The following is a 21,995-nucleotide window of genomic DNA, read 5'->3' as shown; positions in this document are numbered from 1 at the left end:
CAACAGCAGGATTGCAACGAACACAATGAGGACCCCACATGGCCGAGGCCACGCCCGCGCTTGAAATCCGCAACTTGCATAAACGCTATGGTGAGCTGGAGGTACTCAAAGGTATCTCGCTGACCGCTCGCGACGGCGATGTGATCTCGATCCTGGGTTCCTCCGGTTCCGGCAAGTCCACCTTCCTGCGCTGCATCAACCTGCTGGAAAACCCGCACCAGGGCCAGATCCTGGTGGCCGGCGAAGAACTCAAGCTCAAGGCCGCGAAAAACGGCGAACTGATGGCCGCCGACGGCAAGCAGATCAACCGCCTGCGCAGCGAAATCGGTTTTGTGTTTCAAAACTTTAACCTGTGGCCGCACATGAGCATCCTCGACAACATCATCGAGGCCCCGCGCCGCGTGCTCGGCCAAAGCAAGGCCGAAGCCATCGAAGTCGCCGAAGCGCTGCTGGACAAGGTCGGCATTGCCGACAAGCGCCACGCCTACCCCGCGCAATTGTCCGGCGGCCAGCAACAACGGGCCGCCATCGCGCGCACCCTGGCGATGCAGCCCAAGGTCATCCTGTTCGACGAGCCCACTTCCGCGCTTGACCCGGAAATGGTTCAGGAAGTACTTAATGTGATCCGCGCGCTGGCCGAAGAAGGCCGCACCATGCTGCTGGTCACCCATGAAATGGGCTTCGCCCGTCAGGTGTCCAGTGAAGTGGTGTTCCTCCACCAGGGCCTGGTCGAAGAGCAAGGATCGCCACAGCAGGTGTTTGAAAACCCGCTTTCGGCGCGCTGCAAACAATTCATGTCCAGCAACCGCTAACGGAGCAACATGCATGCAGAACTATAAAAAATTCCTTCTGGCCGCGGCCGTCTCGATGGCGTTCAGCGCCACGGCCATGGCAGAAACCTTGAAAATGGGGATTGAAGCGGCCTACCCGCCGTTCAACAACAAAGACGCGAGCGGCAACGTGGTCGGCTTCGACAAAGACATCGGCGACGCCCTGTGCGCCAAGATGAAAGTCGAGAAGTGCGAAGTGTATGTGTCCGACTGGGACGGCATCATCCCGGCCCTGAACGCCAAGAAGTTCGACTTCCTGGTGTCCTCGCTGTCGATCACCGACGAGCGCAAGCAGGCCGTCGACTTCACCGACCCGTACTACTCCAACAAGCTGCAATTCATCGCGCCTAAAGCCACCGCCGACTTCAAGACTGACGCGGCGTACCTGAAAGGCAAGGTCATCGGTGCACAACGCGCGACGCTGGCCGGGACCTACCTGGAAGACAAGCTGCCTGAAACCGAAGCCAAGCTGTACGACACCCAGGAAAACGCCTACCTCGACCTGACCTCCGGTCGCCTGGATGGCATCCTCGCCGACAAGTACGTGCAGTACGAATGGCTCAAGAGCAAAGACGGTTCGGCCTACGAGTTCAAGGGCGACCCGGTTGTAGAAAGCGACAAGATCGGTATCGCCGTACGCAAGGGCGACCCACTGCGCGAGCGCCTGAACAAAGCCCTGGCAGAGATCAAGGCAGACGGCACCTACAAGAAGATCAACGACAAGTACTTCCCTTTCAGCATCGAATGATCTGAACGGTATGCCCGACGCGCTCACCTGAGCGCGTCGGCTTTTTGCAATGCCTGCCGCGATATGAAAACACCATGAATTTCGATCTCTACGGATTCGGCCCGGCGCTTGCCGCCGGCGCGCTGATGACCGTCAAACTGGCGCTCACAGCCCTGTGCCTGGGGTTGGTGCTCGGCCTTGCCGGGGCCTTGGCCAAGACTTCGCCGTACAAGCCGCTGCAATGGGTGGGCGGTGCGTATTCGACCATCGTGCGTGGCATTCCCGAATTGCTGTGGGTGCTGCTGATTTACTTCGGCACGGTCAACCTGATGCGTGCCCTCGGTGAGTTCTTCGGCAACCCCGACCTTTCCCTGAGTGCCTTCGCCGCCGGGGTCATTGCCCTGGGCCTGTGCTTTGGCGCCTACGCGACCGAAGTGTTCCGTGGCGCGATCCTCGCCATTCCCAAGGGCCACCGTGAAGCGGGTGTAGCCTTGGGGCTGTCCAAGTTCCGGATCTTCACCCGGCTGATCATGCCGCAGATGTGGCGCATCGCCCTGCCGGGCCTTGGCAACCTGTTCATGATCCTGATGAAGGACACCGCCCTCGTATCGGTGATCGGCCTGGAAGAAATCATGCGCCATGCGCAGATCGGCGTGACTGTCACCAAGCAGCCCTTCACCTTCTTCATGGTCGCCGCCTTCATGTACCTGGCCCTCACCGTGCTGGCCATGACCGGCATGCACTTCCTGGAAAAACGCGCCGCCCGCGGCTTTGCAAGGAGCACCCAATGAGCGGCGACTACAGCTGGCTGGCGCATTTCGACCTGGGCCTGAACTGGGCCGTGATCATCAAGTGGCTGCCCAAGTTGGCCCAGGGCGCCATCATGACCCTGGAGCTGGTGGCCATTGCGGTGATCGCCGGCCTGTTGCTGGCGATCCCGCTGGGCATCGCCCGTTCCTCGCGCCGCTGGTACGTCAGCGCCCTGCCCTACGCCTATATTTTCTTCTTTCGTGGCACGCCGCTTCTGGTGCAGTTGTTCCTGGTGTACTACGGCCTGGCGCAGTTCGATTCAGTGCGCGCGAGCTTCATGTGGCCCTACCTGCGTGATCCCTTCTGGTGCGCCACCGCCACCATGACCCTGCACACCGCCGCCTACATCGCCGAGATCCTGCGCGGCGCCATCCAGGCCATCCCGCCCGGCGAGATCGAAGCGGCGCGAGCCCTGGGCATGTCCAGGCCGAAGACGCTGTTCTACATCATCCTGCCGCGTGCCTCGCGCATCGGCCTGCCGGCGTACAGCAACGAAGTGATCCTGATGCTCAAGGCCAGCGCCCTGGCCAGTACCGTTACCCTGCTGGAATTGACCGGCATGGCACGGACCATCATTGCCCGTACCTACTTGCCGGTAGAGATTTTCTTCGCTGCGGGCCTGTTCTACCTGTTGATGGCCTACGTGCTGGTACGCGCCTTCAAACTGCTGGAACGCTGGCTGCGCGTCGATGCCTGCCAAGGACGTTGAGGCACGCTTCCAGGCGCTGGATGCGTTCCTGATCGAGCACCAAGGGCTGTGGAAACCACGGCCCTTTACTCATCTGCACTTGCCCTGGGAAACCCAGCACCCCGAACTCGCCCAGTGGCTGCGGCAACGCTCGCTGGACGATGCCGAAACCTGTCACAACCACCCCCATGACCTGCCGGCACCGGCGCCTTTTGCGCAGCTCGCCGCGCAAGCTCGCGCGCTCAGTGCTGTGGATAAGTTACCGACGCAGCCCCTGGCTCCCGCCCGCCATCGCCTGAATGTCGATGTTCCAGGTCGCAAGTGGGAACAGATTGAAGCCTTCGGCAGTACGCTGCAGTTTGCGCAAGCCCCCACCCACTGGCTGGACTGGTGTTCAGGCAAGGGCCACCTGGGTCGCCGGCTGTTGCAAGCCGATCAGGCCCTGACCTGCCTGGAATACGACCCGGCACTGATCGCGGCAGGTCAGGCCTTGAGCGATCACCATGGCCTGCCCGCCACCCATCGCCTGCAAGACGTGATGGCCGATGTGGCGATCCACGCCGAACACACCCCCGTCGCCCTGCACGCCTGTGGCGACCTGCATGTGCGCCTGCTGCAACTGGCCAGCGCGGTCGGCTGCAAGCAGCTGGCGCTGGCGCCATGCTGCTACAACCGCATCACTGCCGACACCTACCAGCCACTGTCCAACGCAGGCCGTGCTTCAACCCTGCAACTGTCCATCGATGACCTCGGCCTGCCGCTGAGCGAAACCGTCACCGCTGGCAAACGCGTGCGCTTGCAACGCGATACGTCCATGGCACGGCGCCTGGGTTTCGACCAACTGCAACGCGAACTGCGCGGCCTCGACGAATACCTGCCCACACCGTCCCTGCCTGCCCGTTGGCTGGACAAGTCCTTCGCCGATTACTGCCGGGAGCTGGCGAACCTCAAAGGGTTATCCACAGGTGAACAGGATTGGGCGGCGCTGGAGGCCCACGGCTGGCGCCGCCTGGCTGAGGTGAGAAACCTGGAATTGGTGCGTGGTCTGTTTCGGCGCCCGCTTGAGGTTTGGCTGGTGCTGGATCGGGCGTTGTTTCTCGGTGAGAACGGCTACAAGGTCGACGTAGGCACCTTCTGCGATCCTGCACTGACGCCGCGCAACTTGATGGTGCTTGCCGAGCGCGATTAGAGGGCAAAATTGTCGCAGTGCAGCCTGTGGATAACTCTGTTGATGGATTCTTTACGGAGCCTGTAGGCATCTGCGCTACAGGCCAAAAGCCGTACTGGTCATTTTTTGTTCACAAAATAAAATGCACGCAAAACAGGCAGTTGCAGCGTGATGAGAAACGCTCCACAAAATGGCTGTTGGGTGACAGGTGCATCCAACCGATTGTGCATAAGCATCTGGGGTCAAGCGTATAACCAGCGCTTTATGCTCGGGTGTTTGGCGCCTTCAGCAGTTGGCAAAGATCGTTGATATCGTCACCCGCCAGGCCCTTCTCTGCGCTCTCCACCGGGTCGTCACCAAAAGCCAGCGCTTCATGGATCCGCATGTCGCGATGCACCTGCAGCGCCTCTTTCCCCAGCCTCTGGGTAAAGGCCTCGATCATGTCCAGGCAGAAAGCATTCCTTTCATCCACTTGGTTGATAACCACGTGCACGCGAGGCGCGTGTTCACTTTCAAGGTGCGGGGCAAGCAGTGCATCCAGATGGTCGAGGGTGCCCAGGCATGCAGCGTCTGCCTGCACAATGACCAGCACCACATCGGCGACACTCAGCGCTTGATGGAAGTAGATGTTGTTACCGGCAGGTGTGTCGATGATCACTGTCTGTCGCGCACTCAAGTCGAGGGCTGCCAGGTGTTGAGCCAGCCAGCGCGGCTCCTGCTTGAGCCAGCGCTCCAGGCTTTCCTGCTGTGGGATGTCGATTTCGCCAAAGGGGATTACCTGGCAGCCGGCGAAGCTGAGCTGTTGAAGCGGGTTCCATGGCCCATGTTCCAGGCTGGTACGCCCGATGCCCGGCAACGCCGGACTCACGCCGAAGTGAAGATGCAAGGCGTTCTGCGGGTCCAGGTCCAGGGCCACGACGGACTCGCCCTGACGCTGCAGACCACTGCTCAAGGCAGTGGCCAGGGTACTGCGGCCGACGCCGCCATTGATCGACACCAGCGCCACCACTTTTGGCTTGAGGGGCACGGTGTCTGCGTCCTGGCTGACGGCACCATCATCCGCGCGGGGAATACTGCCGAAGAAATGCATCCGCGCCTCCCTGCCGCGCTCATCCTGGCAGATGTCCTTGCCGAGCAAGGCTAAAAGACCATTGGTAATGCTCATAGCTGACCCCTCATCACGGCGAAGCCCAAAGACGTGAAAAGGTCAGCTGATACGACTGCTTACCGCAGGTCTTTTTGTGGTCGCCCTAGTGCAAGCCAGTCTGCTTCAGGCACGCAAAAGTGTCATTATTTTGATGAGGAAGCTGTCTATTTTTTAGACAAACGGCAAATCGTCAAATTACTGACCAACCGTGATCGCATCGTAGGGCGTTTGCAGGTCCCGCTCCGGAATCTCCCAAATCAATAACTTGGGCGGTGTTTGCTTGAAGGCCGGGCTTTCGAAATAGGCCTTGGCCGCCCCCGAGAACTCGCCCCCGTCCTTGCTGAAATTGCCGACCGGCGCATTCAGGGCTTTTTGCAGGAAGCCGACGAAGTTGGAGTTGCGCGAAAACGAGGTGCCGATCAGCGCCACATTGGGCAGGCCAGCGTCGCCAAACAGGTCGTCGGCATTGCTGGTCGCGCCGCCGGTTTCATGGGCGCTGCTGGCCGCGACCCACTCCCCCGGCGGCTGCAACGTGGGCGGCAACCAATCCAGACCGGCCAGGCGCACCAGGTCTCCCGGGCGTACGGCGAGCGGCGCCTGGGTGATATCGAACGTCTGCTCCGGCGTGGCCTTGATGCCCCGCTGCTGGATGCGCTGCGCGAGCGCCTGTGCGCCGGCGTTGGAACCGATTTCGCTCCAGTGGGTATCGGTACGCAGGTAGGCTTCGGCGCCCAGGGGTTTCAAAGTGTCGGTCAGGTCCAGCGCGGAAACGCCGGCAGCTTGCAGCCGTTTGGTCCAGTCCTGAATGCGGCCGTCGAGCACCGCCGGGCGGTACAGGCCACAGCGTTCGGCAGCGGCGATGCGGCTCTTGTCCGGCACCACCACCACTTGCAGGTCGATGCCTTTTTGACCCAGTTGTTTTTGCAGGTCGATCACCGCCTGGGCCTTGGTCTGGGCATTGGCCTCGGCATGCCGGTTGATGCGCAGTTCATCACTGATAAACAGCCAGCCCGGGCAACCTCGCCGTACCCGCGGCCCGGTGTCACCGAACGCCAGCCAGCTGCCGCCGCGCTCCAGGTTGGCGGCCTGGATTGCCATCGGCGCCTTGGCCAGTTCCTTGGCAAAACGGTGGGTCAGGTCGCCGTGCAGCAGCATGTCGCTGTCGACCTTGGCCGGCACATAGCTGATCGGTCCCTTCACCATCAGCCAGGCGCATGACAACAGCCCCGCCGCCAGGAAGGGCACCAGCACCCAGGCCGCCAGGGGGCTGGTGCGAACGGCCAGTTCACTCGGAGGCGTCGGCGCGGTAGGAGCAGGCATGGTCGGGCGTCCTTAGAACTGAAAGTACAGAAACGGTACGGCGTCACGGCTGGCGATCAGCGCGAACGACAACACAAACCCGGCCACCGGCCACAGCGAAGCCGCCAGCACAAACCACGGTTGGGTGCCGAAGCGCTGTTCACAACGCACCTGCCAGATTGGCGCGATGATGCAGACTAGGCCCAACAGCGCGGCCATGCCATGGGCCGGGCGCATGGCCACGGCCATCGCGTCACCCAAGGCCATGCCATGCAGGCCGAACTGGCCGGCGTACATGGTCAGTGCCGAGTGGAAGTCCGGCGCACGGAACAAGGTCCAGGCCAGGCACACAAACAGCAAGGTCAGGACGTGCGACAACACCGGCGGAAGGCTCGGCAGGCTCGATCGCGACCAGGCCCGGTCGACACACAGCGCCACGCCATGGGCCGAACCCCACAACAGGTAGTTCCAGCTGTCGCCGCCGTGCCACAACCCGGCAATCGCCATGGTCAGGAACAGGTTGCGATAGGTGCGCCACACGCCGTCGCGGTTCCCGCCCAGGGCGATGTACAGGTAGTCGCGCAACCAGCTGGACAACGACAAGTGCCAGCGCCGCCAGAAATCCTGGATGCTGCTGGCCAGGTACGGCCGATTGAAGTTTTCCGGGAAGTGGAAGCCCAGCATCAGGCCCAGGCCGATGGCCATGGCGCTGTAGCCGGCGAAGTCGAAGAACAGTTGCAGCGAATACGCCAGGCAACCGATCCAGGCGTCCACCAGGCTGGGGTGTTCCAGGTGGAAGGCGATGTCCACCAGCGGCGACAGGGTGTCGGCCACCAGCACTTTCATGCCCATGCCGATCATGAAGCGCCGCGCGCCCAGGGAGAAATTCGCCCAGTTGAAATACCGCTGGTTCAGCTCGCGGCGAACCCAGTCGTAACGGATGATCGGGCCGGCAATCGAGTGCCCGAACATCGAGATATAGGTGGCGTAGTTGATGAAGCTGCGCTCCACCGGCACCGTATGACGGTGCACATCCACCAGGTAGGAAATCGCCTGCAATACGATGAACGACAAGCCGGCCGGCAAGGCCACACGCTGCCAGTCCAGCGGCATCGCGCCGTACCAGGTGATCACCTCGCTCACCGTGCCGGCGACGATGTTGGCGTACTTGTACCAACACAGCACCGCCGTGTTGAATACGATCAATGCGATCAACAGGCGCACCCGGCCTTTGCCGTCCTCACGGGAGCGGTCCACCAGCAAGCCGCCGACCCATGCCACCACGGTCAACACCATGTGCAGGAACAGGAACAACGGGCTCAACCAGCCGTAGAACAGCCAGCTGCCGATCAGCAGGATGACGTTGCGCCAGCTCGGACGAGCCAGCGCGTAGATCAACAGGAAGGCCGGCAGGAACAGCGTGAGGAATTCGAGTGAGGCAAAGACCATGGTGGTGTCGGGCCCGATCAGTTAGCGAGTGCGTCAGAGGCGAACAGCAACTTCGAGCCTTTATCTGAAGGAACGGCCAATACGCTGTAGCGCTCGCCCGCCTTGAGCGTGAACGCCAGCGGCTGACCGACCGGCGCGCCGGCGCATTTGAGCTGCACCGACAGTTCTACCGGGTTGATCATGCGCCGCTGCACCGCACCTTCAGCGACCTTCTTGAACAACTCGGCCTTTTGCGCCACGGCTTCCAGGCTGGCGTCGGCGCAGCTGGCGTCGGCGTTGATGAAGGCCAGGGAGGCCTTGAGCGCATTGAAGTCGTCCGGCACTTCGCGCACCACCAGCTGGCGCGTGGCGCCCTTGGCGTCGACCAATGCGACCACTGTGGCGAACTCACCCGGCGCGACGTTCACCGAGAAATCCGCGTTTTTGCCGCCGCTGCTCAAGACGCCCTTGATCGGCTTGTCGCCGCCGACCACCGGCAGGAACGCCGACACGGCTGTGTCGCCGCTCAGGACCAAGCTGGCCTTGGAACCGTCCGCCACCAGCTTCAATTCGCCCGGGCTGCCGTTGGCAAAACGCAGGAACGCTGCGTCTTGCTCCGGGCCGGTCGGATACAGCGGGATGTCGGCACTGTAGGCGCTGACGCTGGCAAGCAAGGTCGCCAGGCCCAGGGTCATTCGCTTCATTATTTGCTTCCTTTACCGTAGGCCGATGGCGGCAGGTTACCCAAGGCTGTCCCGATCGCCTTGGCCCACTTCTGGTAGCCGTCGATGGTGAAGTGCTGGCCGTCGGTGGTGATCCACTCGCCCGGCTTGGAGAAGGTCAGCGAGTCGATGTAAGTGCACGGCGCCACGTTGCTGGCCAGGAACGACGACATCAGCTTGGTGCGGGTGTCGTCCTTCTTGTACTGCGAACCGACCTTGCCCCATGGCGGGCCGACCCACACGCACTTGGTGCCGGTGGCGGCGATTTCCTTGGTCAGCGAGGTCACGCTTTTCCAAGCCCAGGCTTTGGGGAACACCGGGTTGGTGTAGGAGCCCATGGTGTCGCCGATGATCAACACAACCACGTCGGGCTTGTCCTTGGCGATCAGGTCTTTGATCGGCGTGGTGCTCATGGCGTTCTTGCCATAGATCACAGCCTTGCCGGTGGGCATGCGCTCGCCGCCGCACTCGACTTTTTTCGGCACCACCCAATCCGCCGCGCCGGCACCGCACGCACCGATGGAGTGAACCACCGCGCCTTGCTGGGTGAGGTTGTCTTGCAGCGGGTTGAGCAACGAATCGGGAAAGCTCATATGACTTTCGCCCAATACCAGCATGGTCAGGCCGGCAATCGCAGAAACAGGCATGAATGACTCCGATTTAATCAGTTGGAATAAGGGGAACGGTAAGGGCTGACCGGCAAGGGCATCGGCCCGCTCAGGTCTTCGAACAAGTAGCGCAGGTAAGCATTACCGGCGTACTGGCGGTAGTCCTGGGCGTTGTCGACACCGATCTCGCCACCCAAGTAGAAGCGCGAGCTGAGGCGATATTCGGCGGCGGCATTGAAGCTGTAGCCGATGCCGGTTTTATCCGAGCTTTTGTACTCCTGGGTACCCAGGTCTTTGCGGCCCGGGAAAAAGTCCGCGCTATCTTGGCCGATATACTGCACACCCACCGAACTTTTTACCTGGTAGCTGAAGCGATCGAAGCTCTGCGCCCACCGGATCGGCACGCCCAAGGAGAAGAAACGCTGCGGGCTGAAGTAGCCGCCGTTGCCATAGGTGTAGAAGTCCTGGTTCTCCTTGAAGCTCAGCGCCGAGGCACTGACACCCAGGGTCAGCGTGTCCTGCGGGTTATTGCGCAGGTACCAGTAGATGCCGCTGCCCAGCTCCATGCGGGTGTTGTCGTCAACGTGGTTACCCATCAGTTGGTGCAGGGAGCCGTAACCGTAGACGCCCAGCTTCTGGTTGTCGTAGCTCAACTCACCCCGCCCGCCGTTGGCGGTCACACCGCCCCATGTGTAGCCATCACCGTCTTTGGAACCGGCGAAAGACGTGACGCTGTCGGTGACCGGGCGCCGCGAGATATTCGCGCCATAACGGAAATTCGAATTGGCCTCGAACGGACGCGACACGCTCACCCCACCGACGATGGTGTTGTAGAGGAAGCCCAGTGGGCTGACGCCGACGTCGACCTTGAGGCCTTCATCCGGGTTCTCGAAAGCCACGGCCAAGCCCACACCGGTCGCATTCTGGGTGCGGGGTGAGGTGGCTTTGCCGCCGCCAAAGCGTGATGCAGCGTCATCGCTGACACTGCCGGCACTCAAATGCACCGGCGTCACTCGCAGCGCCACAGTGTTATCGCCGACCGGCATGCGCGCTTCAAACGGCGCTTCGATATCGGTGAGTTTGCTCAAGCCTTTTTCGCCGTTGTTGCTGCGCGCGCTCAAGCCTTGCACCACATAACCGGTACGGTCGCGCAGGATGGTGTCCAGCGCACGACGCGCCGGGCTCAGCTCGGGGCTGTCGATGGAGGCGATTTTCGACGGCGGAACAAACGGATCGCTCAGGTCGTTGGACGTTGCACTCGCAAATGCGTTGGAGGTCACGCTGTTGGTCGGCGCATCGATCGGTGGTGGCACCGCACCGGCGATGGTCAGGTCGGTGACCTGGCGACGCTGGCCGGGCAAGCCCACGAACGGGTTCGACGACTTGGCTTCGGTGCCGGCCTGGGCCACCTGGGTCCTGGCCTTCATCGCGTTCTCGATCACCAGGGCCTTGCGCAGCAGTTCAGCGGCTTCGCTGTTTTTGCCCAGGCCTTGGTAGACACCAGCCGCCGAGGTGAGGATCTCCGGGTTACCCGGCTCCAGCGCCAACGCCTTGTCAGTGGCGCGTTGTGCCAGGTCACGGTCGCGACCTTTCAGGGCGATGTTCGCCAGGCCCAGTTGCAGCCGTGCATTGTCGGGGTTCTGCTGGATCAACGGCGCATACAGCTCCATGGCCTTTTTGCCGTTGCCGCTATCGGCATACATGCGCGCCAGGGCGCCGACACCCAAGGCATCGTTCGGGCGCTGGGCCAGGGCCGGTGACAGCATGTCGTAGGCGGCCACCAGGTCGTTTTTCTCACGCAGGGCGTCGGCCTGCTTGACCCGGTACAGGTAGATCAAATCGTCGTAGCGCTGGCGCCCGGTCTCGGTCAGCGGCTGGCCTTGCACTTCGCGCAGGATCTCACCCGCCGCGCTGTATTTGTTGGCCTTGAGCAGCACGTTGGCGTACAGCAGCTTCTGGTCGACCGTCGGGTTGGGATTGTTCTCCACCACCTTCTGCATCATGTCCAGGCCGTACTGCGCAGCGCCCACTTCCACATAGGCGGCGGCCAGCACGGCCACGCGCTCGGGTTTCTTGCGGGTCAGCGGTTCGGAACGTCCCAGCAACGCCAGGGCTTCCGGGCGCTGGCCACGGCGGGCGGTCTCGATGGCGATGTCGGTCTGCTGGTGCAGCGCGATATCGGTCGCCAGTTCGTTCATGTCGGCGGTGCGCTGCGCCGTGGGGATGCGTCCCAAGGTCGCTTCGGCCTGCTTCCATTCGCTCAATTCCGCCGACAGCAGAGTGCTGGTGTACAGCGCGTCCGGCTGGTTGGGTTGGGTCTTGAGCAAGCCGTCAATCAAGGCACGGGCGGCGCGGATCTGGCCGTCACGCAGGTACATGCGTGCCAGGGCAAAGCGCGTCCAGGGGTTTTCCGGGTCAGCGTCGAGCGCCTGGCGGTAAGCGGCTTGCGCACCTTTCAAATCGCCACGTTGCTCGGCCAGCTTGCCGACCTGAGTCGCCCGCAGCGCATTGATTTTCACGCTCGGCGCGAACTTGGCGCGCTGGGCCGGCGACACCGAGTCGATGAGCTTCAAGGCCTCATCCGGCTGGCCCGACTGGGACAACACGTTGATCAAGCCGCTCAAGGCATCCGGGTCGCCAGGGTGACGGGCCAGCACCTTGCGGTAGCCGGCTTCGGCTTCCTCGAACTGATTGTCCTGGGCCTGGAAGCCCGCCAATGCAACAGCCGCGCCGGGCTGGCCCGGGTTCAGGCGCTCGGCCTGGGCCACCAGGTCGCGGGCCTGGGCGCTGCGACCGGCGCGCTGAGCGTCACGGCTCTGGCTGATCAGGTTCCAGTAGCGCACATCGTTCAAGGCCGACTGCCAGGCCGCACCACCGGGCAAGCGCGTGGCTTGAACCAGATAGTTTTCCGCTTCGCCGTAGCGTTCCTGCTGCTGACGCAACACGCCCATGCCGCCGAGGGCATCGACGTCGTTGGATTTTTGCGCGAGGCGCGCTGCCAGCAGGGGCTCGGCGGTTTTCAGGTCGCCATCGTCCAGGGCCTTGAAGGCCTTGGTCATCTGCGGATCACGCTGCCAGGCACCACCGCCTTTGCCTTGGGCGATGCCTTTTTCCATGATGGCGCGGATCTCGGTGTCATCCGGGTGCGCGGTCAGGAATTGCTGGAACAACGCCACCTGGTCCGGCTTCGGCGGGCCGAGCCAGATCAGCGCAAAGCGCCAGGTTTCATCGGCGTTGCCGCCCACGTCATTGTTCGGTGCCAGCTTGGCCAGCGCCCGGATGCCGTCCGGCCGCGTGGCGGGGTTACGCGCCAGGTGCTTGGCCAGGAACAGCGCAACGATCGGGTCGTTCGGCCGCTCACGGGACAAACGCTGCAAGCCGGCGATGGCTTCGTTGGTGCCCTTGGCGGTGAAACCCAGGGTGTTGTAGTACTCACGGGCGATCAGGCCTTGGGGCTGGCGACCCTGGAAAATCTGGCGGTACAGGGCCACGGCCTTTTCGCGCTCGTCCTCGGGTTCACCCAACTCGCGGGCCTGCTCCAGCAACCTGGCGTTGTCCGGCACCGCCACGGTGATGTCCTGCTCCAGTTGCAACGCCTGGCGCGGCACCGGGCTCAGCGCCTGCAAGCGGGCCAGGTACTTCCGGGCTTCGGCCGGGCGGTTCTGCTGCACCTGGATCAAACCGATGCCGTACAACGCGTCCGGTTGCTCCGGGGCCAGGTTCAAGAGTTTCTGCCAGGTTTCCAGGGCGCGCTCGGGGTTCTTTTTCGACTGCCAGTAGTAGCCCTGCTCGATCAGCAAGGACTGTGGGTCGCTGGTTTCAGCGAGGCTGGCAGTGGAAGCCAGGGCAGCGAGAATCGCAATGGCTAGCGTGTGACGGCGCATGCTGCCTCCCAGGAAAGTTTGACCGTACCGTCTTGTTCAAACCGGTACTTCTGATCGGCAAAGCCCTGGCCGAACAGGCTGAGCATGTAGTCGTAGTAGATCGGCTGCGCACTGTCGGGCGCCGAGGGCGCCAGGGCTTTATTGAGCGCGTCGTCGACCTTGGCTTTTTGCAATTGCACCAGGGCGGTTTCGCCGCGGGCCTGGAAGAAGGCCAAGGTAGCGGCCGAGAAGCCCATCGGCGTATAGCCGTTGTTTTTCTCGGCTTCGCCGGTCAGTACGTGGATTTTTTCCGGCGGGAAGCCGGTGACCGACGCCGCCGTCGCACGGGAAATACCCCCCAGCGACTTGAGCATCGCCGCTGCCAAAGGATCGCCCTTGGCGGTCATGCCGGCCCACATATACGTGCGGATTGCATCGTAGCTGCCCAGGTCATCGGAGAACGGATCGACCACGAACACCCCGGTGTTGGCGCTGGTGGCGCGGTAACCGACCCAGTTGGCCGCAAGGCCATGGGGGTTGCTGGCGCTGTCGGCAAGCATCCGCGCATTGCTTTCGGCGACTTCGTTCCAGCCGCCGTTCGGCCGTTCTTTCTGGAAGCGACGCAGTTGCGCAAGCACCTGGTAGCTCGGGTTGAAACGCCACAAGCCACCCGGATGCACATAGCCGACAGGCCCCGGCAACAGCATCTTGCCCAGGCCCGGCACACGCACGATCAGGTTGCGTTCGACGTTGGCCAACAACAGCTGTGCGTCGGCGCGGTACTGCGGTGCATTCCACACTCGGGCCGCTTCGAGCAAGGCGTAGGCCATCCACAAGTCCGCGTCGCTGGCGGAGTTCTGGTCGATCACGCCCCAGGTGTTATCGGCTTTTTTACCCCACAACCAACCCGGCAGATTCTGGCCGATGTCGGAGCCCGACATGTTGGCCTTGGTCCAGGTCCACAGCTTGTCGAAGCTCGCGCGATCGTTGCCGACCAGGGCGAAGAACATCGCATAGGACTGCCCTTCCGAACTGCTCTCGGTGGGCTTCATGGACGAGTTCAGCACCCGGCCGTCGTCCTGCACGAAGCGCTTGGCGTAGTTCTGCCACAGCGGCCAGTCACAGGTCTGCGCCTGGGCGCCGCCGGCGAACATCATCGCGCCCAGTGTCGCCAGGGCCATACACTTGAGCAGGCTCATGCCAACCGCCGTTTTGCACGTGCGCGCAGCGACAGGTAGACCAGGCTGGTCACCACGGCCAGGCCGAGGAAGGTGATCAACAGCATCCAGCCCAGGTTCTGTGACAGTTGCCACTGCATGAGTTTGAAGTAGTTGAGCTTGCCGACGTAGTACTGCTCGTCACCGACCAGCGAGCTGATGGTTGTGCCCTGCACCACGGCCAGGCTGCCCTGGATCGAGTCTTTGTAGTCGTCACCGCCGATCAGCGCCGAGGTGGCTTCCAGCAGGCCCTGCGGCTGGTTGCTGGCGATCAGCACCACGCTGCGGCCCGATTTGAGCGGCGATTGGAAACCGGCCAGCCAGGTGCTGTTGCTCAGGCCCTTGAACGTAATGCCGGTGTTGGCCGGATGCTGGTTGGCCGCCGGGTCGGGGCTGATCCAGCTGCGCACATAACGCGGCAGGTCGGACAGCAGGAAGTGGTGCTGCTCGCCATCACTGGTCGCCGGCAGGTATTGCTGCCACTGCTTGAGCAACGGCTGGTTGGCGGCGGTGGCAAGTACCAGCAGGTCTTTGTCGGCAACACTCTGCACGTCCTTGGCCTGCACCACTTTGACGGCGGTGGCCGGGTAGCCGGTGGCTTCGCCGAAGCGACCGAGCACGGTCAGGTAGGCGGTCAACTCGTCGGTGCCGTAGTTGTCGGGCATGACCACGGCGGATTCCGATAGGTCGGCCAAACGGGTGAACGGGAAGCCAGAGTCGTTGAACACGCCCAGGTTAGGCATGGCAATGTAGTGCTGGTAGCCGGTGACGTCGAGGGTCGAATCCGGGTCGATGGAACCGCGCATGTTGTCGACGATGATGTCGCGGCATTCGCCTTCCTTGATGTAGTCGTACATGAAGCGCAGCTGCAGCTTGGATTTGGGCGATGCCGAGCTGATCGGCAACAGCGTGGTCACTTCACGCGGCAGGCTTTCGTCTTTCTTCAACTGGTCGAGCAGGGTCTGGCCGCCGCCCAGGTTGGCCACCGACGGCAACGCCACGGACTTCATGAACTGGTCATTCAGGCCGATCAACAGGGAGGAGTTGGTTGACACTTGCTGCGGCGTGTAGCGGTATTTGACCTTGAGCGGCACGCCCTCTTCACGCCAGTTGAACAGGTCCGGCGGCAGGCGCATGTCGACGCTGATGGCGCCCGGGTTGTAGCCCGACACGCTGAGTTTCTGCTGTTCGATCAGCTCGCCCAGGCGTACCGGGCGGTTGCTTGGCAGCCAGTTCGGCGCATCGTACGGGCGGCGCGGTGCCAGGGTGTCGAGCTTGGTGATGACCACGCTGTTACCGGCCAGCACCGGGTTGCCCAGCACCACCGCGTTGGCGGCACGCTTGAGCTCTTCGCCGTCACGCCCGGTGACGATCAGCAGCTTGCCGTTGGCGTCGTTGGGGTTGGCGATGAGGGTCAGGGTCGGGCCGGTCGGCTTGGCGATGGCCACACCGTGCACGTCCATCGCGTCGGCGGTTTGCACCAGCACGATGGCGTTGCCTTTGGCCGGCAGCTCGCCGAGGGTGGTCGGGAAGGTCGCGCCCCGGTAGCTGGCGAGGCCGCCGATCCACGACGACAAGGCGCCAGCGGCTTCCAGTGCGGCGCTGTCCGGCGCGGTGGCAAACACGAACGGCAGGCTCACCTGGCGAGCGTCGCGCTTGTCGAAGAACGGCAGCGGCAGCACCGCCAGGTCGTCTTTGAGCACGATCGGCTCGACCTGCACTTTCAGCTCGCTGCTGTTGCTGATCTTGGCCCACAGGCTGCTGTGCAACGGGTCTTCGCAGGACATGGTGTAGTGGCCGATGAACTGCAGGCTCAGGCGGTTGAACTCGGTGATCAACTTCGGCGGGATCTGCACCAGTTGCTCTTGCGGGGTGCCCGCGCCTTCTTTGGGCAGCGCCAGGCTGGCGGCGACTTCGCCGTTGACCAGCACGTTGATCTGCGACAGGTCCGCCAGCAGCGCCGGCGAGTAGCTGTACTTGAGCAGCAGTTGCGCGCCCTTCACCACTTCATCGGCACGGATATCGAAGTTGACGCTGTCGGACGACTCCACACCTTGCAGGTTCATGGTGTCGCGACGGCCCAACTGCTTGAGCGTCAGGCTGTAGCCGTTATCGGTGCTTTGTACCGGCACGGTGGCAGCCGCTTGCTCGGCAGCTTGCGCCAGGGTGTTGAGGCCCATCAGCGAGGCGATCATCAGCGCGAGTGTACGGCGCGGATGAGGGCGAGCGAATATCTTCGAGGTCATGGCTTGTCCATCAGCGTATCTAGCGGTTTTGTGGGGGTGCGGCTCAAGGCCAGACGCAGTTCGTGCAGGGTGGCGCGGCCGAGGGTGAACAGGCCGCCGATGCCGATGGCGCCGACTTCGCGCAGGGCCGCCAACGGTGTGTCCGGCTGGCCGGCACCCCAACTCGCGGCCCAGGTATCGGCACGGGAGAAGGTCAGGCGTACCAGTTCGCTTTGCTGGCGCAGGCTGAGGGGTTCGAACTGGGCGCCGATCTGCGCGCCCTTGCTGAACACCACGCGCGCATCGAACAGGCTGTCCTGGCCGTTGCGCGACAGCACCAGTTGCACGCGTTCGCCCCGGGTGATCGAGTGCCCATCGCTGAGCATCAGGCCGAAGCCGTTTTGCGAGAAGTCCTGGGTAGTGCCGTCCAGCACACGGCCGTCGGCACAAATGATGCTCACCGGCAGCTTGGCGCTGACCCGTGGCTCGGAACGTACCTGACGCGCTTCCGAGGCCACGGCCACGGCGGCACTGGTGATGATCAGGTTGTAGAGGGTCCAGGTCAGGTTGATCACCACCGTCACGGCTGTGGACGCATCGCCCCAGACCAACTGGTGGATACCGAAGCCCAGGCCGACCAGGTTCACCGCCAACAACACCAGGTACGGGCGGGCGAGTTTCCAGTCGAAGAACTGCTTGTCGATGATGCCGCCCTTGTCGGTGACGTTGAAGCCACCCGCCTTGGGGTTGACCAGCGCGACCAGCACCGGCGGCAGGATGTACCAGGCCAGTACGGTCTCGTACACCTCGTTCCAGAACGAGTGACGGAAACGCCCCTGGATCCGTGAGTTGGTCAGGCTGGAGTGCACCAGGTGCGGCAGCACGTAGGCGACGATCATCAGCGCCGAGGCGTGGAAAATCTCGGCGCCGAAAATCAGGTAGGCCAGTGGCGCGGTGAGGAACACCAGGCGCGGCAACCCATAAAAGAAGTGCAGCATGGCGTTGGCATAGCAGATGCGCTGCCCCCACTTCAGGCCCTTGCCCAGCAGCGGGTTGTCGGTGCGGAAAATCTGCGCCATGCCTCGCGCCCAGCGAATCCGCTGGTTGATATGGCGCGACAGGCTTTCGGTAGCCAGGCCCGCGGCCTGCGGGATAGCCAGGTAAGCGGTGTTGTAGCCCAGGCGGTTGAGCTTGAGCGCGGTGTGGGCGTCTTCGGTCACCGTCTCGATGGCCACGCCGCCGATTTCCAGCAGCGGCTCACGGCGGATGACGGCGCAGGAGCCGCAGAAGAACGTGGCGTTCCACAAATCGTTGCCGTCCTGCACCAGGCCGTAGAACAGCTCACCCTCGTTGGGCACGGCGCGGAAGGTATCAAGGTTCTTTTCGAACGGGTCCGGCGAAAAGAAGAAGTGCGGCGTTTGCAGCATCGCCAGCTTCGGGTCCTTGAGGAACCAGCCCAGGCTCACTTGCAGGAAGGAACGCGTCGGCACGTGGTCGGCGTCGAACAGCGCGATGTATTCGCCGTCGGTGACTTTCAACGCTTCGTTGAGGTTACCGGCCTTGGCGTGGAAGTTGTTGTCGCGGCGGATGTAGTTCACCCCGACCTTGCGGCAGAAGTCGCGGAAGTCGTCGCGGCGACCGTCATCGAGCACGTGGACGCGCAGCTTGTCCTTGGGCCAGTCCATCGCCTGGGCGGCGAAGATGGTCAGTTTTACGATGCTCAGCGCTTCGTTATAGGTGGGGATGAACACGTCGACCGTCGGCCACTCCTCCGGCTCGGTCTTGAGCCATACCGGCGTGCGGCGCAGCGGCCAGGCGGTTTGCACGTAGCCGAAGATCAGTACGACCAGGGCGTAGAACTCGGCCGCGACCAGGCCGTAGCCGAAGAACATGTCGAGCCAGGTTTCAAAGCCGAGGGTGGAGGTGAGGCGCCAGAACATGTAGCGCAACGACGCCACCAGCGACAGCACCACCAGCGCGAGGATCGCCAGGCGCCCCGGGATCTTGCGCAGCACCAGCACCGCGAGGAAGCACACGCCGGCGAACAGGCATTGGCTGTAGAGATCGAGCGGCGCGCTGATAATGCCCAGCAACAGCAGCGCGCCGAGCACGCAACTGGCGACAACCAGCACCGTACGCAGCGCCGCAGGCCACCGATTGAAGCGCGCGATGGCGTCATTGAGGCGCTGTTCGGCGCGCCCTTCGACGAAGGGCGTGGAGGACGTAGTGTCGGTCATGGAAGGTCCGAGTCGATGTGTTCGAGCAAGGTGCGGCACAGGGCGTGGACGTCCTGGCTGCCGATACTGTTGACGGTTGGGTCGAGGGGGTCACGCCCGTAGGCCTGGGCTTCGCTGAACGCGGGGTCACGGTGGACAGTCCCCAACAACGCAGCGCCCAGACGGGTCTTGAACACCTCGGCCATGTCCAGGCTGAAGCGGTGGGCACCGTCCAGCTGGTTGATCACGTAGAAGCGTTTTGGCGGTTTGGCACGCTTGAGGTGCGGCGCCAGCAGGCTGTCCATCTGGTCGAGTGTGCTGAACGAGGCCACGTCCGGCTGTACGACCACCAGCACAGCGTCGGCGACCGACAGGGCCTGGCTGAGGTAGACGGTGTTGCCGGCGGGGACGTCGATGATCACGGTGTCCTGGCCGCTCAACCTGAGGCCGGACAATCGCTTGCTGAGCCACTCGCTGTCCTGGCCCAGCCAGCGATTGAGGCTGTGCTGTTGCTCGTGGTCAGTGGCACCGAATGCCACCAGCCGGCAACCGGCAAAACCGCGCTCGGGCAGGGCGGCCCAGCTTTCGTTGAGCAGGCTGGTGGCGCCGACGCCGGGCATGTCCAGGCCCAGGCACAGGTGGTGGCGCAGGGCGTTTTGCGGGTCCAGGTCCAGGGCCAGCGCCGGGCGGCCCTGGCGCTGCAAACCGCTGGCAATCGCGGCGGCCAGGGTACTGCGGCCAACGCCACCCTTGACCGAGACCAACACCACGACTTTAGGGCTGGATTGCTCGGAGTACACCTGGCCGTCCCGCCCTTCCACCACTTCGGGCGGCTGCAGGTGGTCGGCTTCACCTTGGCTCAGTTCCTCCAGCAAGCGCAGCAGCGGCGCCGAGGGAGCTTCGATCACAGGTGGGGCTGGAGTGACTGCGGGGGCTTCCAGGACCTCTATTTCGTCCTCGATGAACTCATGGACAAAGTCGATTTCGCGATAGCCGCTCGGGTTGGCACCCAGCTTGTTGAATAGCTTTGAAATATCATCTGCCCGACTCACTCACTGCCCCCCCACCTGATTTGCGCTTTAAAAGGCGATAAAAAGGCCAGCAATGAGCTGACCTCGTATTTTTCTAGTTATGTGGTGTCGGGCGCATTCTGTGATATCACATTGATGGTGTCAGTATTTTGATGATTTTAGTTCAAATTTATCCGACGAACGGCGTAACGCCATTTTTATGACTATTTTGTGCAAAAAAAGCCATTCGTTGTAAGAACATGAACTTGCATCATTATTTCGCAAAAAAAGTTGGCCGAGTGGACAAAAACGGCACAAAACTGACATACGCTTCAACAGATTTTCAATTGCCCTACATTGTCTCGGAAATTTGCCTACAAGGAACCGCGATAAAACTGACGGTTTATATCGCGGCACAGAATACGGAAACCTCACCTGTATTCAAGGGAAAACCGGCTGAGCGGTCGATCCAAATGGTCCATAAAGCCACCGCCCGTGTATCGCTGTGTATGCAGTCACGGCCTCGCTACACAACGAAGCAAAACCCGCGCCGCATGACACAGTGCAGATACCTCCAGGGCGCTCAATAAGCCCACACCCACTTGTTGAACCCGGAGGATACCTACCATGAACTGGAACACCTTGATCGCCGTCAGCCTGCTGGCTTTTGCCGTCAACGCCCACGCCGACGTACAGCCCAAGCTGGATATCCAGCGCGTGCTGACCACTGTCGAAGACACAAACGGAGCGTGTGGGATCGTGAATGCGCACATGACCTACCTGGATTCCCACGGGCAGCAACAGGTATTGGACTACAAGAAGTTCGCAGATAACTGCGCAGAAGGCAGTTGAGGCTTGCGCGAACCGGGCACCTGAGTGCCCGGTTTCGGAGCGTTTCTGAAGGCTTAGCGCACACGACGCTCGGTGAACGCGTAGTCATCCTGGCAATCGCTGGTCGGATCCGACGCCACACTCACGTAATGCACCGTGTCTGCGTCCAGCAGCTTATAGGTGTACACATCCGGCGAACGCACGCCGTCGGTACGCAACTCATTCCTGCCATTGGCCGCCGACCACGAACCCTGCTCGGTCTGGATCACCTTGGTCTGCTGTGCATCGCGGTAGAAGGTAATCACAAAACGACCGTCGGGCTTGAGGGTGTTGGTCCACGACAGGAACTGACATTTACCGGTCTCGGTGCGCAGACCTTTCCAGGTGCCCACCAGCGCCGGGTCGTTGGCGGGTTTGTTGGACGAACACGCAGCGAGCGCGGCAGTGAGGAGGATGAGGGACAGCGAGAGAGTCCGTTTCACGTGGGGCTTCCTTGAGTTTGGAGAAGATTTTTGCCGGGGTAGACCCTACGGTGGCAAGGGAGAAATCCTACACTCGCCAGCTGGAAAAAGGGGCGAGCGTGGAAAAAGCGTAGGTTCTGCAAAAATAGTCAGAATTCAGGGGTTTACAGAACCTTGCCAATCGCTATAATCGTCGCCCTAACACGCCGGTATAGCTCAGTTGGTAGAGCAACTGACTTGTAATCAGTAGGTCCCGGGTTCGACTCCTGGTGCCGGCACCATTTAAAAACAAGGGCTTGCAGCGATGCAGGCCCTTGTTTTTTCTGCCAGACGTACAAATACGCGTACAATAGGCCTTCCCCCCCCCCCCCTTCCAGCATTTTTCTCACCAAATTCATATAAGCTCACTGTCAGAGATCCCAACAAAGTTCGGTCATCCATATCGCCTACATCCGCACATATGCAGTCTGACTGAATTTGGCCGAGGCGCTCGAACTGTTTTTGACGCAAGTCGCTGGCTGATTAATGAAGTCATATGGCCAGCGACTTGGCGATTTAAGCACTACTAATGGCCGTGTGGAGGTGTGAGTCGCTATCGGAGAAACGGTTCATATTGACCAAGGCAACGAACAGAGCAGCCCTGATTGACGCAGTTTTTTATAGGCCGACAACCTGGTCGTCAGCATGAGTCGTCGAGTAACAGCTAAGACAACGTCGTAGTTGAAAGTTTTTTCTGGCTGCTGAC

17 protein-coding genes and 1 tRNA gene are annotated in these 21,995 nt (G+C 62.1%); 7 read left to right on the top strand and 11 right to left on the bottom strand.

The annotated features are described in order from the left end of the window. Positions 1-38 precede the first annotated feature (38 nt). The 5 genes from LUU92_RS01650 to LUU92_RS01630 all read left to right on the top strand — a co-directional run bounded on the left by LUU92_RS01650 (position 39) and on the right by LUU92_RS01630 (position 4,244). Entirely contained in the window at positions 39-812 is a 774-nt protein-coding gene (locus LUU92_RS01650; RefSeq protein WP_012721734.1) for an ABC transporter ATP-binding protein, read from the top strand. Positions 813-825: 13 nt separating this feature from the next. Next, complete coding sequence (locus LUU92_RS01645; RefSeq protein ID WP_071492436.1) at positions 826-1,578, top strand: ABC transporter substrate-binding protein; 753 nt, start codon at positions 826-828, stop codon at positions 1,576-1,578. 74 nt (positions 1,579-1,652) lie between these two features. After that, positions 1,653-2,348 carry an ABC transporter permease gene (locus tag LUU92_RS01640; protein WP_093121501.1) on the top strand — a complete coding sequence of 232 codons (696 nt, stop codon included), beginning with the start codon at positions 1,653-1,655 and terminating at the stop codon, positions 2,346-2,348. A 38-nt stretch (positions 2,349-2,386) separates the two neighbouring features. After that, the gene (locus LUU92_RS01635; protein WP_071492538.1) at positions 2,387-3,076 is read left to right on the top strand and encodes an ABC transporter permease; all 690 of its coding nucleotides are present in this window, start codon (positions 2,387-2,389) and stop codon (positions 3,074-3,076) included. After that, entirely contained in the window at positions 3,057-4,244 is a 1,188-nt protein-coding gene (locus tag LUU92_RS01630) for a methyltransferase (protein ID WP_257103074.1), read from the top strand. The genes LUU92_RS01635 and LUU92_RS01630 overlap by 20 nt, the downstream gene beginning before the upstream one ends. Before the next feature lie 241 nt (positions 4,245-4,485). On the opposite strand, the gene bcsQ (LUU92_RS01625) is transcribed toward LUU92_RS01630, so the two are convergent. The 10 genes from bcsQ (LUU92_RS01625) to bcsQ (LUU92_RS01580) form a co-directional block, all read right to left on the bottom strand. After that, positions 4,486-5,388, bottom strand: a complete 903-nt coding sequence (gene bcsQ, locus LUU92_RS01625) for a cellulose biosynthesis protein BcsQ (RefSeq protein ID WP_071492438.1) — start codon at positions 5,386-5,388, stop codon at positions 4,486-4,488. Between the two features lie 177 nt (positions 5,389-5,565). Continuing rightward, positions 5,566-6,690 carry an alginate O-acetyltransferase AlgX-related protein gene (locus LUU92_RS01620; RefSeq protein WP_071492439.1) on the bottom strand — a complete coding sequence of 375 codons (1,125 nt, stop codon included), beginning with the start codon at positions 6,688-6,690 and terminating at the stop codon, positions 5,566-5,568. Positions 6,691-6,702: 12 nt separating this feature from the next. Then, positions 6,703-8,118, bottom strand: coding sequence for an MBOAT family O-acyltransferase (locus LUU92_RS01615; RefSeq protein WP_093121518.1), 1,416 nt, complete (start codon positions 8,116-8,118; stop codon positions 6,703-6,705). Positions 8,119-8,135: 17 nt separating this feature from the next. Beyond that, positions 8,136-8,801, bottom strand: a complete 666-nt coding sequence (locus LUU92_RS01610) for a cell division protein FtsQ (RefSeq protein WP_257103073.1) — start codon at positions 8,799-8,801, stop codon at positions 8,136-8,138. Then, entirely contained in the window at positions 8,801-9,466 is a 666-nt protein-coding gene (locus tag LUU92_RS01605) for an SGNH/GDSL hydrolase family protein (protein WP_071492442.1), read from the bottom strand. The genes LUU92_RS01610 and LUU92_RS01605 overlap by 1 nt, the downstream gene beginning before the upstream one ends. A 17-nt stretch (positions 9,467-9,483) precedes the next feature. Continuing rightward, the gene (locus LUU92_RS01600; protein WP_257103072.1) at positions 9,484-13,311 is read right to left on the bottom strand and encodes a cellulose biosynthesis protein BcsC; all 3,828 of its coding nucleotides are present in this window, start codon (positions 13,309-13,311) and stop codon (positions 9,484-9,486) included. Then, positions 13,293-14,489 (bottom strand): cellulose synthase complex periplasmic endoglucanase BcsZ, encoded by a 1,197-nt coding sequence (bcsZ, locus tag LUU92_RS01595; protein WP_257103071.1) that lies wholly within the window; start codon positions 14,487-14,489, stop codon positions 13,293-13,295. Before bcsZ ends, LUU92_RS01600 begins: the two co-directional genes overlap by 19 nt. Further along, positions 14,486-16,753: a cellulose biosynthesis cyclic di-GMP-binding regulatory protein BcsB gene (gene bcsB, locus LUU92_RS01590; RefSeq protein WP_257103070.1), complete on the bottom strand. Its 2,268-nt coding sequence runs from the start codon at positions 16,751-16,753 to the stop codon at positions 14,486-14,488. Before bcsB ends, bcsZ begins: the two co-directional genes overlap by 4 nt. Next, a complete protein-coding gene (gene bcsA / locus LUU92_RS01585; RefSeq protein WP_257103069.1) occupies positions 16,750-18,969 on the bottom strand; it encodes a UDP-forming cellulose synthase catalytic subunit in 2,220 nt (739 codons plus the stop codon). The genes bcsB and bcsA overlap by 4 nt, the downstream gene beginning before the upstream one ends. Then, positions 18,966-20,000 carry a cellulose biosynthesis protein BcsQ gene (gene bcsQ, locus LUU92_RS01580; protein ID WP_371322031.1) on the bottom strand — a complete coding sequence of 345 codons (1,035 nt, stop codon included), beginning with the start codon at positions 19,998-20,000 and terminating at the stop codon, positions 18,966-18,968. Before bcsQ (LUU92_RS01580) ends, bcsA begins: the two co-directional genes overlap by 4 nt. 585 nt (positions 20,001-20,585) lie before the next feature. On the opposite strand from bcsQ (LUU92_RS01580), the gene LUU92_RS01575 reads away from it, so the two are divergent. Beyond that, a complete protein-coding gene (locus tag LUU92_RS01575) occupies positions 20,586-20,810 on the top strand; it encodes a DUF2790 domain-containing protein (protein WP_058426315.1) in 225 nt (74 codons plus the stop codon). 53 nt (positions 20,811-20,863) lie between these two features. On the opposite strand, the gene LUU92_RS01570 is transcribed toward LUU92_RS01575, so the two are convergent. Next, on the bottom strand, positions 20,864-21,271 hold the full coding sequence (locus LUU92_RS01570) for a hypothetical protein (protein ID WP_058426314.1): 408 nt from the start codon (positions 21,269-21,271) through the stop codon (positions 20,864-20,866). Between the two features lie 184 nt (positions 21,272-21,455). Between LUU92_RS01570 and LUU92_RS01565 the strand changes: the two genes are divergently transcribed. After that, positions 21,456-21,531 (top strand) — tRNA-Thr (locus tag LUU92_RS01565). Positions 21,532-21,995 lie beyond the last annotated feature (464 nt).

It is taken from the genome of Pseudomonas extremorientalis, from assembly GCF_024584605.1.
Lineage (GTDB): Bacteria > Pseudomonadota > Gammaproteobacteria > Pseudomonadales > Pseudomonadaceae > Aquipseudomonas > Aquipseudomonas extremorientalis.
Note: the sequence above shows the minus strand (reverse complement) of the source record. Positions and strands in the feature narration are given on the sequence as shown.